Here is a 1,956-nt window from a genome sequence, read left to right as displayed (position 1 = left end):
GGACTGGACGACCTGACCGGCATCGTGGTGGTGCGATCGCTGACCAAGACCTGGGGCCTGGCCGGGCTGCGGGTCGGCTACCTGCTCGGTGATGCCGGGACGGTCGCCGCGGCCGCCGCGGCCCAGCCGCGCTGGTCGGTGTCGAGCCCCGCGCTTGCCGCCGCCGAGGCCTGCCTGGCAGCGCCGGCGCGGCCCGAGGCGCACCGCCGGGCCGCCGCGGTCACCGAGCACCGCCGAGCGCTGACCGGCGAGCTGGCGCAGCGCGGCTTCGAGGTTCGCGCCGACGGGGCCGGGCCGTTCGTGCTCACCCGCCATCCCGGCCGGGCCGGTGTGCACGCCGAACTGCGAACCCTCGGCATCGCGGTGCGCCGGGCCGACACCTTTCCCGGGCTAGGCCCCGGCTGGATCCGGATCGCGGTACGCGACCGGGCTGCCACCGAGCCGCTGCTGGCCGCCCTGGACATGCTCGGGCTCAGCGCGCTCGGCCGCTCCCGCCGATGAGACTGCTACTCAGCGCTCACTCCAGCTCGTACACGTGGTCCTTGAGCTCGGTGATCCGCTGGTAGTCCCGTTGCAGCTCCTCGGTCGAGTCGGCCGCCAGGAAGGCTTTGAGCGTGCTCGACAGCAGGTCGACGGTCGGCCGCATCCGCCAGCCAGGCCGTAGCTTCACGATCAGCTCGCGGACGGTGGGCAGCGCTTCGATCTCGGCGACCACCTCCTGGTTGACGCCGCGCACCATCCCGGCCTGCTCGGTGGGGGTGTTGTAGACCCATGCCTGCGCCAGCGCGGTGTAGCACCGGCCGGCATAGCGGTCGAGGAACTCCTCGGGACGGGCGTAGGCCAGCGCGGTCAGGCCGGCCTGGTTCGCGCCCAGGCACAGGTCGTGAAAGGTGGGGCTGAGGTTGCCGGCGGTCCGGGCGCCGACCTCGACCAGCGCCGGGCCGTCCGGAGTGATGATCACCTCGGCGTGGGTCGGGCCGTACTCGATGCCCAGCGCCCGCAGCGCGGAGTCGACGTAGCCGATGAGTTCGGGAACCCGGCTGTCCTGGGCCGGCAGCAGGACCTCGTAGTCGTAGATGTTGTGCACGCCGACCTGCCGCTTGCGGTACTCCCAGATGCCGCAGGTGTACCGCCGGCCCTGCCAGGACACCATGTCCACGACGTATTCGACGCCGTCCAGGTAGGACTGGATCAGGACCTCGCGGTTCACCTCGCCCCAGATCGTCTCGGTGCCCAGGATCGTCTCGGCAGCCTCGCGGACCTGGGCGGCGTCGGCGCAGATGGCGACCATGTCGGTCGCGGCCGAGGCCAGCGGCTTCACCACCACCGGATACCGCCCGGCCGCTTCGGCCCAGGCCACCACGTCCTCGGCGCTGCCGCTCTTGAACTGCTCGGCGCACCGGACGCCGGCCCGGCGCAATGCCTCGGCCATCTCGTACTTGTCCCGTCGCGCCAAGGACAGCGCCGTCCCGTTGCTGGGCAGGCCTGCCAGCTCGGACACCGCGTCGGCCAGCAGCACGTCGGTCTCCATGCCGGCCACCACCGCGATCGGCGAGTACGGGGCGAGCTGGTCGACCAGCGCCGCCGGATCGGAGCCGGTCACGGTCGCCAGGTACTTCATCGGCGGCCCGAACGGGGTCAGCTCGGGGTCGCTCTTGATCTGGACCACGTCGATGTCGAGGGCGGTGAAGGCGTCCAGCAGGAAGTGGCTGCAGGTGTACAGATCCACGACCACCGCGACCGGTCGGCGCTGCTCGGGCATGGCTGGGCTACCTCTTAACGGCTGGTGCGGGTCATCGGTGCCACGCTAGCCGGTGCTGCCGGGCCGCGAGCTCAGGTCGCGTCATTGCTATGGGAAACCGACTTCGCCCGGGTGTGCACCCGCTCGCCCTGCGGCCCGAACAGGCTCAGGATCTCGGCCGGCTGGTCACCGGCGCTGCCGAACCAGTGCGGCAC

At 71.8% G+C, this 1,956-nt stretch carries 2 protein-coding genes and 1 pseudogene; 1 reads left to right on the top strand and 2 read right to left on the bottom strand.

Annotation, left to right across the window (positions count from 1 at the left end; translation table 11 throughout):
• On the top strand, positions 1-501 hold a 501-nt coding region (locus VF612_RS12625; protein WP_408660206.1), incomplete at its 5' end, for an aminotransferase class I/II-fold pyridoxal phosphate-dependent enzyme.
• Between the two features lie 16 nt (positions 502-517).
• On the opposite strand, the gene VF612_RS12620 is transcribed toward VF612_RS12625, so the two are convergent.
• Both VF612_RS12620 and VF612_RS12615 read right to left on the bottom strand, forming a co-directional pair.
• A complete protein-coding gene (locus VF612_RS12620; RefSeq protein ID WP_408660205.1) occupies positions 518-1,762 on the bottom strand; it encodes an ATP-grasp domain-containing protein in 1,245 nt (414 codons plus the stop codon).
• 71 nt (positions 1,763-1,833) lie between these two features.
• Positions 1,834-1,956: pseudogene (locus VF612_RS12615) on the bottom strand (XRE family transcriptional regulator); the annotation flags it as partial.

It is taken from the genome of Jatrophihabitans sp. (assembly GCF_036388195.1).
Classification (GTDB): Bacteria; Actinomycetota; Actinomycetes; order Mycobacteriales; family Jatrophihabitantaceae; genus Jatrophihabitans_A.
Note: the sequence above shows the minus strand (reverse complement) of the source record. Positions and strands in the feature narration are given on the sequence as shown.